This window comes from Xanthomonas sp. BRIP62415, assembly GCF_003993515.1.
Taxonomy (GTDB): Bacteria; Pseudomonadota; Gammaproteobacteria; order Xanthomonadales; family Xanthomonadaceae; genus Xanthomonas; species Xanthomonas euroxanthea.
This window is the reverse complement of the sequence record NZ_QEZH01000012.1, coordinates 1-13,312: the sequence shown is the minus strand read 5'-3', so window position 1 is coordinate 13,312 and position 13,312 is coordinate 1. Positions and strand designations below refer to the sequence as shown.

Annotated in this window: 11 protein-coding genes; 2 read left to right on the top strand and 9 right to left on the bottom strand. The window is 66.5% G+C overall.

Features of this window, described 5'->3' with window-relative positions; genetic code table 11:
• Positions 1 to 17: 17 nt before the first annotated feature.
• Positions 18 to 902, bottom strand: a complete 885-nt coding sequence (locus EO141_RS02565; RefSeq protein WP_127168462.1) for a LysR substrate-binding domain-containing protein — start codon at positions 900 to 902, stop codon at positions 18 to 20.
• Positions 903 to 1,095: 193 nt separating this feature from the next.
• On the opposite strand from EO141_RS02565, the gene EO141_RS02560 reads away from it, so the two are divergent.
• Positions 1,096 to 1,839, top strand: a complete 744-nt coding sequence (locus tag EO141_RS02560) for a sulfite exporter TauE/SafE family protein (RefSeq protein ID WP_127168461.1) — start codon at positions 1,096 to 1,098, stop codon at positions 1,837 to 1,839.
• A gap of 183 nt (positions 1,840 to 2,022) precedes the next feature.
• On the opposite strand, the gene EO141_RS02555 is transcribed toward EO141_RS02560, so the two are convergent.
• The 5 genes from EO141_RS02555 to EO141_RS02535 form a co-directional block, all read right to left on the bottom strand.
• The gene (locus EO141_RS02555; protein ID WP_181116419.1) at positions 2,023 to 4,182 is read right to left on the bottom strand and encodes a carboxy terminal-processing peptidase; all 2,160 of its coding nucleotides are present in this window, start codon (positions 4,180 to 4,182) and stop codon (positions 2,023 to 2,025) included.
• 376 nt (positions 4,183 to 4,558) lie between these two features.
• Positions 4,559 to 5,572 carry a lipoyl synthase gene (gene lipA / locus EO141_RS02550; RefSeq protein ID WP_104583780.1) on the bottom strand — a complete coding sequence of 338 codons (1,014 nt, stop codon included), beginning with the start codon at positions 5,570 to 5,572 and terminating at the stop codon, positions 4,559 to 4,561.
• Positions 5,573 to 5,587: 15 nt separating this feature from the next.
• Positions 5,588 to 6,286 carry a lipoyl(octanoyl) transferase LipB gene (lipB, locus tag EO141_RS02545; protein WP_126944581.1) on the bottom strand — a complete coding sequence of 233 codons (699 nt, stop codon included), beginning with the start codon at positions 6,284 to 6,286 and terminating at the stop codon, positions 5,588 to 5,590.
• Positions 6,274 to 6,552 carry a YbeD family protein gene (locus EO141_RS02540; RefSeq protein ID WP_104583778.1) on the bottom strand — a complete coding sequence of 93 codons (279 nt, stop codon included), beginning with the start codon at positions 6,550 to 6,552 and terminating at the stop codon, positions 6,274 to 6,276. Before EO141_RS02540 ends, lipB begins: the two co-directional genes overlap by 13 nt.
• A gap of 127 nt (positions 6,553 to 6,679) precedes the next feature.
• Complete coding sequence (locus tag EO141_RS02535) at positions 6,680 to 7,663, bottom strand: CsgG/HfaB family protein (RefSeq protein ID WP_104583777.1); 984 nt, start codon at positions 7,661 to 7,663, stop codon at positions 6,680 to 6,682.
• 287 nt (positions 7,664 to 7,950) lie between these two features.
• Between EO141_RS02535 and EO141_RS02530 the strand changes: the two genes are divergently transcribed.
• Positions 7,951 to 9,012: a lipid A deacylase LpxR family protein gene (locus EO141_RS02530; protein WP_104583776.1), complete on the top strand. Its 1,062-nt coding sequence runs from the start codon at positions 7,951 to 7,953 to the stop codon at positions 9,010 to 9,012.
• Positions 9,013 to 9,158: 146 nt separating this feature from the next.
• On the opposite strand, the gene EO141_RS02525 is transcribed toward EO141_RS02530, so the two are convergent.
• The 3 genes from EO141_RS02525 to mltB all read right to left on the bottom strand — a co-directional run bounded on the left by EO141_RS02525 (position 9,159) and on the right by mltB (position 13,175).
• The gene (locus EO141_RS02525; RefSeq protein WP_104583775.1) at positions 9,159 to 10,364 is read right to left on the bottom strand and encodes a D-alanyl-D-alanine carboxypeptidase family protein; all 1,206 of its coding nucleotides are present in this window, start codon (positions 10,362 to 10,364) and stop codon (positions 9,159 to 9,161) included.
• A 259-nt stretch (positions 10,365 to 10,623) separates the two neighbouring features.
• Positions 10,624 to 12,039: a septal ring lytic transglycosylase RlpA family protein gene (locus EO141_RS02520; RefSeq protein WP_127168460.1), complete on the bottom strand. Its 1,416-nt coding sequence runs from the start codon at positions 12,037 to 12,039 to the stop codon at positions 10,624 to 10,626.
• On the bottom strand, positions 12,036 to 13,175 hold the full coding sequence (mltB, locus tag EO141_RS02515) for a lytic murein transglycosylase B (RefSeq protein ID WP_119129567.1): 1,140 nt from the start codon (positions 13,173 to 13,175) through the stop codon (positions 12,036 to 12,038). The genes EO141_RS02520 and mltB overlap by 4 nt, the downstream gene beginning before the upstream one ends.
• Positions 13,176 to 13,312 lie beyond the last annotated feature (137 nt).

The window sequence follows — 13,312 nt, the reverse complement described above, 5'->3', positions numbered from 1 at the left end:
GTCTGACGGCACGCAGGTCAATCGCGTTGCAGCCAATCGACCAGCGCTTGCAGCATGGTCGATGGCGCGGGCCCGTGACGCAGCACGATCGACAGTTGCCGAGGTGCCCAGGCTTCATCCAGGGGCACCGTCACCAGCCGATCGCGCACGCATGAGCGTTGCACTGCGGCGTGCGGAAGAATCGCCACGCCCATGCCTTGTGCGAGCATGCGGTACAACGCGTCGATGCCTTGCACCTTTGCACGGGTGCGCAACTGCACGCCGGCGCGGTTCACGTGTACGCGCAGGTGCCGTTGCAAGGCGCTGTCGCCGGCCAGGCCCAGCGTGTCCATTCCGGCGAGTTCGTTCAATCGCAGCGTCGAGGCGCCAGCCAGTGGATGCGTGGCAGCCATCACCAGCACCAGCCGATCCTCACGGAACGGCAGCACCTGCAGGCCACTGACATCGGCATGGCCTGCGACCACGGCGATGTCGGCGCGCTCCTCGCGCACCGCATCGGCGGCTTCGTCGCTGCCCTGCTCGGTCAACGCCAGATCCAGCTGCGGGTGTGCGATGAGAAAATCCGCCAGCCGTTCGGGCAGCCATGCCGACAACGCCGCGGTATTGGCCGCCAGCCGCAGCGTCACCTGCCCGCCGCCACCGTAGCCGCCCAGCTCCAGCTGCAACGCCTCGGTCTGCCGCTGCAACTGCCGTGCGTGCCGCAGCAACACACCGCCAGCCGGGGTCAGGCTGACACCGCGGCGCCCGCGTTCCAGCAGGACGGCGCCCACTTGCAGCTCCAGCGCACGAATCCGCGCGCTGGCAGCCGCCAACGACAACGCCGCCCGTTGCGCGCCAGCAGTGATGCTGCCTGCCTCGACCACCGCGATGAACAAGCGTAGATCGACAAATTCCAGATGCATGAGCGCTCCACAGGCACGTGTACGTCAATCGATGTGCACCGGCCGCCGCCAAGGCAGGCCAGCCAACAGCCACCTAGCTGGCCATGAATCCTCACACGCCCCGCGCCCCGTGCCTCAGCCTTCGGTTGTACCGAAGCCTGCATCAAACAATCCCGCATTGTCCGCAGCGGAACAAGCCCGGATTCTTGCCTGCATGGAGACCTTGCACACCCATTGGTATCTGATCGCAGGTATTTTCTTGCTGGCTGGCTGGGTCAAGGGCGTGGCCGGGATGGGCTTGCCGACCGTGGCCATGGGGCTGCTGGGTCTATGGCTGACACCTGCCGAGGCAGCGACGTTACTGGCGCTGCCTTCGCTGGTGACGAATGTGCAGCAAGCCTGGGGACCAGACACGCTCGCCCTGTTGCGACGCCTGTGGCCATTGCTGGCAACCGTGACGCTCGGCACCTGGCTGAGCGCAGGAGTGATGACAGGCGCCGATCCCACTTTGGTCCGCGCCGGGTTGGGCGTGCTGCTGGCGCTGTATGCCCTGCTTGGGCTGGCCCGCCGCCAGTGGACGCTGCAGGCGCGTCACGAACCCTGGGCCGGGCCAGTGGCCGGGCTGGTCACCGGCCTGTTGAGTGGCGCCACCGGCGTGTTCGTGCTGCCATCACTGCCTTACCTCACCGCATTGCGGCTCCCGCGCGAGTCGTTGATCCGGTCTCTGGGCTGGTGTTTCGGCGTTGCGACGCTGGCGCTGGCCATCGCCCTGGCCTGGCACGGCGCGCTACCGGGCGCGGCGATCGCTCCGTCACTGTGGGCGCTGCTGCCCACCGCCATCGGCATGTGGCTGGGGGCCTGGGTACGCCATCGCATTTCCGCCGATACGTTCCGGCGCTTCTTTTTCACCACGCTGCTGGTGCTGGGCCTGCAAGGCATCTGGCAGGCAATGGCGTAAGGTCGCATCGGACGCACTGAACACTGCAAGGCATACCGGCACGGCAGCCGGCTGGTCGATCCGCAGTCACACCCGCTCGCGCCGGCAAGACCGATATGCAGGGTCGGCCAACAAAAACGCCACCGCAGTGCGGTGGCGTTTTTTATTCCTTCAACCCGATGGAGTCGCCGGGTGCTCGGCAGATCAGTCGGCCCAGCGTCCCGGTGCGGTCGACTGCGGCAGCACCTGCGCCGACAGCGGCTGGTCCTGCGACAGCAGGCCCAGCGCATCGGCCAGGATGGCGGCCGATTCGTGCAGCAACGGGTCCGGGCGCTTTTCCGCGGCCTTTTCGCGTGCGGTGTCCTTGACGATATCGCGCTCGTTGCCGGTCAGGCCGTCGTCGCTGTCTTCGGCAAGCGGATCCAGCGGCAGGCCCAGCTGCTTGCGCAACTGCTGGCGGTCCTTGCGCTGCTGATCCTGCTTCTGACGCTCGGCAACGCGCTCGGCCTCGTTCAGCGAGATGTACTTCTTGGCCTTCTCATCGCGGAACTGCTTGACGTCCTCTTCCCACCACTGGAACTCCTTGTCGGTGGCGATACGCGCGGTGTGCAGGACCTGCAACTTGGGCAGCAGCGGCGCGAAGTTGCCGTACTGGGTATGCGGCGCGGCGGCAATGCGCGTCCACGGCAGCGCATTGTCGTAGGTGCTCTCGCCGAACTCGGTGGCATCCACGCTGGCCGGGAATGCGATGTCCGGCACCACGCCCTTGTGCTGGGTACTGGAGCCGCTGACGCGGAAGAACTGCGCGATCGTCAGCTTGACCTGCCCATAGCGCTGGCCTTCCGCAGCCGGCCAGCGGTCCAGGTCGACGATGTTCTGCACCGTGCCCTTGCCGAAGCTGGTTTCACCGATCACCAGACCGCGACCATAATCCTGGATGGCGCCGGCAAAGATCTCCGACGCCGACGCCGAGCCGCGATTGATCAACACGCCCAGCGGACCATCCCAGGCGACCTTGGGATTGCTGTCGCCATTGACGGTGACGCGGCCGCCGGATTCGCGCACCTGCACCACCGGACCCTGCTCGATGAACAGGCCGGTGAGCTCGATCGCTTCGTCCAGCGAACCGCCGCCGTTGTTGCGCAGGTCCAGCACCACGCCGTCGACCTTGTCGGCCTTGAAGCCGGCCAGCAGCTTGGCGACGTCGCGCGTTGCCGAGGCATAGTCGGTCGCGTTGCGCCGGCGGCCCTCGAAATCCTGATAAAAGCCCGGCAACTTGATGATGCCGATGCGACGCTCCGGTTCGCTGCCCTTGGCCGGCAGGGTGATGGTTTCGCCCTTGGCGGCCTGTTCGGCCAGGCGCACCTTCTGCCGGGTCAGCGTCACCGTGCGGTGCTTGCCGTCGATGCCCGACTCGGCCGGGATGTATTCCAGGCGCACCTGGGTGTCCTTGCTGCCGCGGATCTTGGCCACCACATCGTCGATGCGCCAGCCGATCACATCCTCGATCGCACCGTTCTTGGCCTGGCCCACGCCGACGATGCGATCGCCCGGCTTGAGCGTGCCATCCACCGCCGCCGGACCACCCGGGATCACCTCGCGGATCACCACCATGTCGTCCTGCTTCTGCAGCTGCGCACCGATGCCTTCCAGCGACAGCGACATCTGCTGATTGAAGTTTTCGGCCGTGCGCGGGGTGAAGTAATCGGTGTGTGGATCGACCGCATTGGTGTAGGCGTTGAGGAAGAACTGGAACACGTCCTCGGCCTTCAACTCGTTGACCGAATCGGCCAGCGCGGCATAGCGCTTGTCCAGCGTCTTGCGGATGTCCTCAGGCTTCTTGCCGGCCAGCTTCAGGCGCAGCCAGTCGTTCATCACCGACTGGCGCCACAGCACGTCCAGCTGCTTGTCGTCGGCGGCCCACGGCACGTCCTTGCGGTCGTACTCGAACTTGTCGCTGCCGGTGAAATCGAAGTCCTGCTTGAGCAGGTCGCGCGCGTACTTGACGCGCTGATCGACACGCTTCTTGTAGACCGAAAACACCTGGAACGCCGGGTCCAGCTTGCCGCCGCGCAGCGCATCGCCTACGCCCGCTTCCAGCGGCGCGAAGCCGGTGATGTCGGTCTGGGTGAAGAACTGTTTGCTGCCGTCCAGGGTTTCCAGATAGCGCTTGAACACGTCCTTGGTCATCGCCTCGTCCAGCGTGCGCGGACGGTAGGCGTAACGGCTATCGGAGAGCAGGCCATAGACCAGCTTGGTCGCAGTGGCCTGGTCGGGCGTGGCTGCGGCCGGCAACGCCGTATCGGCGCGTGCGAGCAATGCCATCGGGGTGGTCAACACCAGCGCCAGCAGGCCGGCCTTCATGGACGCAGAAACGTTGTAGGTCATCGAATGGCTCTCGGCACAGGGCCGACGAAAGAAAGGCGGTGAACGGATCGGACAGCATGACAGTGCCGAAAGTTGCTGGCGTTGTCATCCGCTGGCTGAATCAGCCTAGCGCCGGGCCTGTAGCGGATTGTGAACGCGACCGTACCCTGCAGGCCAGAATGCGAAGACCGGATACGACAAGACCCCGCAAGAGGCGGGGTCTCGTGGGTCGCTCGGCATCGAAATCGTTACAACCGCTCGCACGCAGTTGCCACGTGGGATGCGCCCGGCCAGCACGCAGCTGCGGTGCCAGACGGTGCATCCGCCCGGGCGGGCGACCGCAGCCGCCTGAGCACGGGGGCGATCGCCTGCCTTAGGCAGCCACGCCGGCGCCGGCCGCCTGCCGGTCGGCGTGGTACGACGAGCGCACCATCGGTCCGGAGGCGACGTGGCTGAAGCCCAGCGCATTGCCGTACTCCTCCAGCGCCTTGTATTCCTCCGGCGTCCAGTAGCGCATCACCGGATGGTGGTGCGGCGTCGGCTGCAGGTACTGGCCGATGGTGATCATGTCCACATCGTGCGCGCGCAGGTCGCGCAAGGTGGCCTGCACCTGTTCCATCGTCTCGCCCAGGCCGAGCATGATGCCGGACTTGGTGGCGATGGACGGATGCTGCGCCTTGAAGCGCTGCAGCAGGGTCAGCGACCACTGGTAGTCGGCACCGGGGCGCACGTTCGGATACAGGTCCGGCACGGTTTCGATGTTGTGGTTGAACACGTCCGGCGGGCTGAGCGCCAGGATCTCCAGCGCGCGGTCCATGCGGCCCTTGCCGCGGAAGTCCGGGGTCAGGATCTCGATGCGGGTCTTGGGTGAACTGACCCGGATGGCCGCAATGCAGTCGACGAAATGCTGGGCACCGCCGTCGCGCAGATCGTCGCGGTCCACGCTGGTCACCACCACGTACTTCAGGCCCATGTCGGCCACGGTGGTGGCCAGGCTGGCCGGCTCGTTCGCATCCGGCGGCTTGGGCCGACCGTGCGCCACATCGCAGAACGAGCAGCGCCGCGTGCATACCTCGCCCAGGATCATGAAGGTCGCGGTGCCGTGGCTGAAGCACTCGTGGATGTTCGGGCAGCTGGCTTCCTCGCAGACCGTGACCAGGCGGTTTTCGCGCAGCTTGGCCTTGAGGTTCTGCACTGCATTGCCGGACGGAATCCTCACGCGGATCCACGACGGCTTGCGCAGCACCGGCGCATCGACGAACTGCACCGGCGAGCGATTGATCTTGTCGCCACCGATCTGCTTGACGCCGGTCTGCAACGGCGCAGGTGCGGCGGAGTCGCCGGAGACGACCTGCAAGGGGATGGAACGGGCGATAGGCTGGGTCATGGCAATAACGGGCGCTCAGGCCGGAAGCGAAAGGTCGGGCAACGCGGACGCGGGCTGCAGGACGAGACCGAACTGGCGCGCCAGCTGATCGAGCAGCACCGCCTTGACGGCGTCCATCCCGGAGGGGCCGCCCAAGTCTAGCACCGAGGTCACCTGCAGGCCCTGGTAGCCGCAGGGATTGATGCGGTGGAACGGCTCCAGGTCCATCGCCACGTTGAACGACAGGCCGTGGAAGGTGCAGCCGCGCCGCACCCGGATGCCGAGCGCGGCGATCTTGGCCCCGCCCACGTACACGCCCGGCGCGCCGTCGCGGCGCTCGGCGACGATGTTCCACTCCTCCAGCGTGTCGATCAGCGCCTGCTCGATCTTGCACACGTAATCGCGTACGCCGATCTTGAGCCGGCGCAGATCCAGCAGCGGATAGACCACCAGCTGGCCCGGGCCGTGGTATGTCACCTGGCCACCACGATCGACCTGCAGCACCGGAATCTCGCCCGGCGCCAGCACGTGCTCGGGCTTGCCCGCCTGGCCCAGCGTAAACACCGGCGCATGTTCGACCACCCACACCTCGTCGGCCGTGGCGTCATCACGCGCATCGGTGAACCGCTGCATCGCGCGCCACACCGGCGCGTACTCCTGTCGACCGAGATCGCGCCACTGCGCCGGCAGGGCGGGGACCGGGCCCGCCAGCGTCTGCACCGCTACAGCGTCCACTTCACTTCCGGATGGTCGCGCAGCGCCTGGTGCGCAGCGTCGAACTGCGCGCGGCTTTCGGCGCGGAAGCCGATCTTGACCGAGACATACTTGCCGCTGGACGAATGCTTCCAGCTGATGCTTTCCTCCAGCAGCTCCACGCCGGTGGCGGCGAGCAGGCGCGGAAGTTCGCTTTCCAGCCCGCGCTCGGCCGCGCCCATGGCGCTGAGCTCGAAGGTGCCGGGAAACTGGAAGCCGTGATCGGGGTTGTCGGTGCTGATTTCCATCCGCCCATTATCGGGACGATGGCGGACAAACCCAAGCCCGCAGTACGTGGGAAAGAACAACGGGGCCACCGGGGCCCCGTTGTTTCACGCCAGACGCGTCACGCCCGGCATGGATGGCGCTAATTGCTTATTTGGACAGTTCCAGCATGGCCGACGAGACCCAGCCGCGATTGCCCATTTCGTCTTCGACTTCCCACATGACGCCTTCCTTGGTGCCGGTCGGGTACAGCATCATGCCCGGCTCCAGCGTGCGCACGGCTGCGCCAGTGCCCTTGGCATTGCCCAACAGACGCCCCGCACGGGTCACGGTCACAGCCTGCTGCACATTGGATGCAGCCGCGTTGCCGGACAGACCGCCGAGCTGGGTGACGACGTCGGTGTAAGCCTGCAGATAGGCCAGGGTGATCACCTGGCCGATCTCGGTGTTGGCATAACCGCCGGCACCGGCCGCGCCGTAGTCGCCGCCGGTGAAGACGTTGCCACGCGCGCCCCAGCCCAGGTCGGTCTTCTTGGCGTTGCCTTCGGCCATGGCGACCTGTTCGGAGGAGCGCACATCGGTGATGGTCAGCACCACGTCAGCGGTCTTCTTGTTGAGGTTCAGGCCACCGACCAGGTTGCCGGCATTGCCACCCACCAGGCCGCCCAGCATGCCGGCAATGGCACTGCCGCCGGCATTGTGGTTCTGCGAAATGAGGTCCGGCGTCATCACATAATCGGCTGCGCGGATCTGGCCCTTGCCCACGTTGGAACGTGCGCGCAGATCGCCGTTTGCCGCCATATCGCGCTCGCGCTGCGATGCCGCCATGCCCGCGCCACGGTCCACCAGGGTGAAGCAGCGGGAACGGTTGACGAAGACCTTGATCAACTTGGATGGCGCCGGCAATTGCTGACCGGACCACCAGTTGACTGCGTCCTCCGGCTCGATCACCGACAGGCTGCCCAGCGGCTTGGCACACACCGGGATCTGCGCGACGGCATCCTTGCGCTGATCCTGTGCGGAGCCCTTGAAGGCATCCTTCAGTCCGGCCAGGGCCGGCGCGCTGACGCTGGCCAGTGCAATGCCAACCACGCCGGACAACAGCGCTGCGCTCACAGAAATCGTCTTGCTCATATTGTTCCCCTGACACCTGCGCTGCCGTCGGCAAACGCGATCCGTTGTGATGAAACGGCCTGAAAAGGCCGCCGTTCCTTGGGGCTGGTTTCCCCGGGGGCGGATCATATGCTATTCGCGCGAGCTTTTCATGGCCGTCATACCGCAAATGGAACGGACTGGTGTTCCAGACCCCGCCGCTGCATCCAGGCGGCTCGGGCATGATCCCTCCTGCACATTCACGCGGCGCAGCCGTGGCCGCAGGCACCTTTGCCCCACATCGTCCTTCCTACCTTCCCAGGCCCTCCATGCTTCGACCGCGCGCGTTGACCGCTGCCCTGCTGCTTTCTCTTTCCGGGCTGTCGATGCCGGCCCTGGCCGCCGACCAGTGCGACTCCAGCAGGATGAGCCGGACCCCGCCGGCGGTGAACTTCCGGGTCGATAATGACCTGTTCGGTGGGGAGGACCAGGATCAGGGCTACTCCAATGGTGCGGTACTGACGCTGGTCTCGCCCAACCTGGTCGACTACACCGACGACCCCTGCCTGCCGCGCACCGCGCGCTGGGTCAACGGCTACCTGGAGCGCCTGCATCCAGGCGAGTTCGAGCAGCAGAACATGGTGTTCTCGATCGGGCAGGCGATTTTCACCCCCACCGATCCCACCCGCCGCGATGTGATCCCCGACGATCGCCCGTATGCGGGCATCCTGCTGGCGAGCTTCGGCTACAATGCGCGCAACGATGCGCAGCTGCGCACCACCCAGCTGCAGATCGGCGTGGTCGGCCCATGGGCATTTGCGCAGGAAGCGCAGGACGCCATCCACGACATCCTGGGCGACGAGAAGTTTCAGGGCTGGGACAACCAGCTGCACAACGAGCCGCTGATCAACCTGGTCCACGAGCGCATGCGCCGTTGGCCGGGCGATGCGGCGGTCAATGCGGACGGCTTCGGCTGGGATTTCATTTCGCATTGGGGCGGCTCGGTCGGCAACATGGCCACGCATCTGAATGCCGGTGGCGAGGCGCGCTTCGGCTGGAAACTGCCGGACGATTTCGGCAGCACCCCGACCCGCCCGGCCGGCGAGAACACCGCCCCCAGCCGGCTCGGGCGCGCCAGCGGCTGGTCGGGCCATCTGTTCGTGACCACCGATGCGCGCTGGGTATTGCGCGACATCACCCTGGACGGCAACACCTTCCGCAACAGCCACAGCGTGGACAAGCGCGCGTTCGTGGGCGATGTCGGCTACGGCCTGGCGGTGATGTACGGCCGCTGGAAGTTCGCCATCGCCCGCTACCACCGCACCCGCGAATTCGACACCCAGCGCGAAACGCCGGTGTATGGCAGTTTCACGATCAGTCGGATGCTTTGAGGGCTGGGATTGGGGAGTCGGGATTGGGGAGTCGCAAGAGCGGGCTGCTGGTGCTTTGCCTCTGCTCTCGCTCCTGCCAATCCCGAATGCCCAATCCCCAATCTCCGCAAAGAAAAAAGCCGGCTTTCGCCGGCTTTTTCTTTGGATCATTCCGATTCCCACCACATCCAGAACGCATCCCAGAGGCGCTTGAAGAATCCGCCTTCTTCCACGGCATTGATGGCGACCAGCGGGGCCTGGGCGATGATCTTGCCGTCCAGGCTGACCTTGACGGTGCCGATCTGCTGGCCCTGCTTGATCGGGGCCTGCAGGTTCTTGGCCACTTCCATGCTGGGCTTGAGGTCGTTGTAGCGGCCGCGTTGCAGGCTGACCAGCAGCGGCTGGGCCACGCCGAGCTGCACTTCGTCCTGCTCGCCCTTCCAGACCTTCTGCTTGGTCACGACCTTGCCGGGCGCGTACAGGCTGTGGGTTTCGAAGAAGCGGAAGCCCCAGTTGAGCAGGGCCAGGCTGTCGTCGGCACGCTGGCGCTCGGACGAATCGCCCATCACCACCGCCACCAGGCGCTGGTCGCCGCGCTTGGCCGAACTCAGCAGGCAGTAGCCGGCCTCGGAGGTGTGTCCGGTCTTGATGCCGTCCACCGCCGGGTCGCGCCACAACAGCAGGTTGCGGTTGTTCTGCTTGATGCTGCCGACCTGGAATTCCTTGATCTTGTTGTAGGCGTAGGTCTCCGGGTAGTCGCGCACCATCGCGCGGCCCAGCATGGCCAGGTCGTAGGCGGTGGAATGGTGGCCTTCGGCGCTGAGGCCGTGCGCGTTGACGAAGTAGGAGTCCTTCATGCCGATCTTGGCGGCGTAGCTGTTCATCAGCGAGGCGAAGGCCTCTTCGCTGCCGGCCACATGCTCGGCCAATGCGATCGCGGCATCGTTGCCGGACTGGATCGCCATGCCCTTTTCCATGTCTTCCAGACGCGCGGTCTGGTTGACCGGGAAACCGCTGTAGCTGCCGTCGGTGCCGGCGCCGCCCTCGCGCCAGGCGCGCTCGCTCATCATGACCTGGTCGTCGCGCTTGACCTTGCCGTTCTTGATTTCGGCAGCGACCACGTAGGACGTCATCACCTTGGTGATGCTGGCCGGCGCCAGTTGCTGGTGGATATTTTCACCGGCCAGCACCTGCCCGGTGGCGTAATCCATCAGGATCCACGACTTGGACACGGCCGGGGCGGGTGCGGGCGGAACCGGGACGGCGGCCGGCGCAGCGGCAACGGCAGGCGTCGGCTGCGGCGCAGGCGTCTGGGCGCAGACCAGGCCAAAGGCGAACGTGGCCACCGCAGCGGCGGCGAAGCGGAATTTCATTGAAGAACGACTCCTGACGGGCCCGAAGGCTGGGTAATGCGAAATTGTAAGGTGCCGCGGCGATCAGGGCGACGCGCCAGAGGCCGCGCGCGCCTGCGCAGTTCAGCGATGACGGCAGGCGACGTGCTGAACCTAGCTGACGGAATGCGCAATCGAGCAACTCGCACGGGGTGCGTCGTGATCGCGGCTGCCCGACGATACCTGTCGATATCAGGCGCCGGCTTACCCGCCGACGCCTTGGCAGGCAGACAGACCCGGTCTAGTTGGCAACGATCTGCGGACGCCCGAAGCCCAGGCCGGCGATACGCTGCGCGATTTCCGAGGCATTGGCGTGGTCGCGCGCGTTGACGCGCAGCCGCCACAAGGTACGGCCGCCGCTGACGATGTCGCTGACGCTGGCGCCGGCAATGCCGGCCGAGGCGAGCTGCGACAGCGCGCGGTTGGCGTTTTCGCGGCTGGCGAAACTGGCCACCTGCAACAGGATGTCGCCCAGTGCCGCCTCGGCCACGCTCGGCGCCTTGACCGGTACCGGTTCGCTCCTGAGCGGACGTGCCGGCGCGCTGTCGGCGGGCTTGATCGCCGCCACCGCGACCGGGGCGGCTGGCGCGACCGCGACCGGGGCAGACGAGGCAGGCCGCGGCGCGGCGGCAGCCGGCTTGCCGGTGGCCACGCGCACGCCCTGCGCCTTCATCCAGGCATCGAAATTGTCGGCATTGCCGGGCTGGCGCGAGTCGGCCACGCGGTAGCGCCAACGCTCGCCCGCGGGAACCGCAGCAGTCCCGGCACTGCTTGCCACTGCGGCGGCGACCGGAGCGGCGGCGCTGGCGGCCCCTGCGCGCGGAGCGGCGGACGGCACTGTGCGGGTAGGCAGACGCTGCACCAGGCCATCGATCTGGCTGGCGCTGGCGGCCGGCCGTGCGGCGGCCACCGCGGTGCTGACCGGTGCGCTGCCGCTGCGGCGCTTGGCCAGCAGATTGCCGTTGTCGGCTTCGGTCAGGCCACGCACCTCGACGTTGCCGGTGCCCTTGCCGGTGATGCCCAGCTTGACCGCGGCGGCGTAGCTCAGATCGATCACGCGCCCGTCGTGGAAGGGGCCGCGGTCGTTGACGCGCACCACCACCGAATCGCCGGTGTCGGTATTGGTCACCAACGCAAAGCTGGGCAGCGGCAAGGTCTTGTGCGCGGCGGTGAAGGCGTACATGTCGTAGACCTCCTTGTTGGAAGTCAGCCGGCCGTGGAACTTGCTGCCGTAATACGAGGCGGTCCCGCGTTCGACATAGTCACCGGGGTTGTCCATCACCACGTAGCGCTTGCCCAGCACCTCATACGGCGAGCGGTTGCCCACCGCCGAACGTGGCTCGTTGGTGACCAGCGGTTCGGGGATGCAGGCCACGTTGGGCACATGGTCCGGCGTGGTGTCCTTGACGCCGGGCTTGTACAGGCCGCCGGCGGTGTAGTCGCCGCGCGTGGACGGGTCTTCCTTGGCGGCCGCGTACGGCGAGGTCGAGGGGCAACCGGTGGCGACATACGCCGGCCCCTTGCCGTCGACCTTGACGCCCTTGATGGCGCCGCTTCCGCCGGTGCCGGCGCTCTTCTTCGGTGCACTGCTACAGGCCGCCAGGCCGAGCATCAGCGCCATCGGGATCAGCCACTTGGGGCCTGTCGTGCTGTTCATGCCGGGGGTAACTCCTTGCCGGCGATGGCCTCGGACAGCTGGAACACGGCCATCGCGTACATCTTGGAAATGTTGTAACGGGTGATCGCGTAGAAATTCTGGAAGCCCAGCCAGTACTGCTTGCCGTTGGCATCGTCCAGAGTGATCGGCGTGGCGGTAGTGCCGGCCACCACCGGCGCATTGGGGTGGTAGCCGCGCGCGGACAGATCGGCCAGCGTGTGCACCGGCGACCAGTCGGTGGGATTGAATTCCTCGTGGCCGGCGGCCAGCGTGGCCGGCACCGCGACCTGACCACCGCGCACCCAGCCGCCCTTCTTGACGAAGTAGTTGGCCACCGAGGCGAACACGTCGTTGTGGTCGGTGAACAGGTTGCGCTTGCCGTCGGCATCACCATCGACGGCGAACTGGCGGTAGCTGGACGGCATGAACTGGCCCATGCCCATCGCGCCGGCATAGCTGCCGATCAGCGTGGTGACATCGAGCTGCTCTTCCTTGCCGAGCGCGAACAGCTGGCCGAGTTCATCGCGGAAGAACAGCTCGCGACGCACTTCGCGTTCGAGCTTGGCCGGGTCGCCGCTGCGCGGGTAGCGGAAGGCCAGCGTGTACAGCGCGTCCAGCACGCGGTACTTGCCGGCATTGCTGCCGTAACTGGTTTCCACCCCGATGATGGCCACGATCACCTGCGCCGGCACGCCGGTGGCTGCTTCGACCTTGCTCAGCTCTGCACGATGTTCGGCCAGGAACTTGCGGCCGCCATCGATGCGCGCCTGGGTGATGAACATCGGGCGGTATTCGTTCCACGGCTTGACCCGCTCGGCCGGGCGCGACATCGCGGTGACGATGGCGTCCTTGAACTGCGCCTGCGCCAGCACCGCTTCGATCTGTGCGGCGTCGATGCCGTACTTGGCAGCGGTGTCGCGCACGAAGTTGGCACGGGCGATCTCGAACGGCACCGGGGTCAGGTCCACCGGCGGCAGCGCGGGCGCTTCGGCAGCCGCACTGACGGGCGCGACCGGGGTGCTCGGTGGCTTGGCCGGGGGCGCGCTGGCGGCCGGCGGCGGGGTCGGAGGGCTGGGCTGGGTCGCGCAGGCGACAAGGCCGAGGGTGAGCAGGCAGGTCAGAGTGCGTCGAATCATCGGCCGAGGGTAACAGAGAACAGATGAACTTCTGGCAATAAGGCCATGAAAGGAAAGAGCTTTGAGTGGCGGGGATTCGGGATTGGGGATTGGCCGGTGCCGCGCGGAATGGGGAATGGGGAATGGGGAATGGGGAG

What these genes read in the sequence shown, in the direction of transcription:
- EO141_RS02530 (WP_104583776.1), top strand. Translation starts at nt 7,951, where the DNA reads ATGCTTCGACCGCGCGCGTTGACCGCTGCCCTGCTGCTTTCTCTTTCC.
- mltB (WP_119129567.1), bottom strand. Translation starts at nt 13,175, where the DNA reads ATGATTCGACGCACTCTGACCTGCCTGCTCACCCTCGGCCTTGTCGCC.
- EO141_RS02555 (WP_181116419.1), bottom strand. Translation starts at nt 4,182, where the DNA reads ATGAAGGCCGGCCTGCTGGCGCTGGTGTTGACCACCCCGATGGCATTG.
- lipA (WP_104583780.1), bottom strand. Translation starts at nt 5,572, where the DNA reads ATGACCCAGCCTATCGCCCGTTCCATCCCCTTGCAGGTCGTCTCCGGC.
- EO141_RS02565 (WP_127168462.1), bottom strand. Translation starts at nt 902, where the DNA reads ATGCATCTGGAATTTGTCGATCTACGCTTGTTCATCGCGGTGGTCGAG.
- EO141_RS02525 (WP_104583775.1), bottom strand. Translation starts at nt 10,364, where the DNA reads ATGAAATTCCGCTTCGCCGCCGCTGCGGTGGCCACGTTCGCCTTTGGC.
- EO141_RS02535 (WP_104583777.1), bottom strand. Translation starts at nt 7,663, where the DNA reads ATGAGCAAGACGATTTCTGTGAGCGCAGCGCTGTTGTCCGGCGTGGTT.
- EO141_RS02520 (WP_127168460.1), bottom strand. Translation starts at nt 12,039, where the DNA reads ATGAACAGCACGACAGGCCCCAAGTGGCTGATCCCGATGGCGCTGATG.
- EO141_RS02540 (WP_104583778.1), bottom strand. Translation starts at nt 6,552, where the DNA reads ATGGAAATCAGCACCGACAACCCCGATCACGGCTTCCAGTTTCCCGGC.
- EO141_RS02560 (WP_127168461.1), top strand. Translation starts at nt 1,096, where the DNA reads ATGGAGACCTTGCACACCCATTGGTATCTGATCGCAGGTATTTTCTTG.